A 486-nucleotide genomic window follows, 5' to 3' on the forward strand; every position below is an offset into this window, starting at 1 on the left:
TGTCGTTGAACTCGGCGTAGCACATGTGGGTATGGACCTGCGTCTCGTCGCGCACGCCACTGGCGGCGATGCGAAAGCTCTCCACCGCCCAGTCGAGGTACGCCTGCCATTCGCCGCGCCGCAGCGGCAGGCCTTCGCGCAGCGCCGGCTCGTCGATCTGGATCACCCCGATGCCGGCCGCTTCCAGGTCGCGCACCTCGTCGCGCAGCGCCAGGGCAATCTGCCGGCAGGTCCGCGCGCGCTCCTGGTCGTCGCGCACGAAAGACCACTGCAACACCGTGACCGGCCCGGTGAGCATGCCCTTCAGGGGCCGCGAAGTGAGCGATTGCGCGTACTGCGACCAGCGCACCGTCATTGGCGCCGGGCGCGCGACATCGCCGTAGATGATCGGCGGCTTCACGCAACGCGAGCCGTAGCTCTGCACCCAGCCGTACTGGGTGAAGGTGAAGCCCTCCAGGCGCTCGCCGAAGTATTCGACCATGTCGT

General features: G+C 68.1%; 1 pseudogene. It reads right to left on the reverse strand.

Annotated elements, in window-relative coordinates:
* Positions 1-486: pseudogene (locus CWM66_RS28355) on the reverse strand (5-methyltetrahydropteroyltriglutamate--homocysteine S-methyltransferase); the annotation flags it as partial.

The sequence above is a fragment of the Kosakonia sp. H7A genome (assembly GCF_003028445.1).
Classification (GTDB): domain Bacteria; phylum Pseudomonadota; class Gammaproteobacteria; order Enterobacterales; family Enterobacteriaceae; genus Kosakonia; species Kosakonia radicincitans.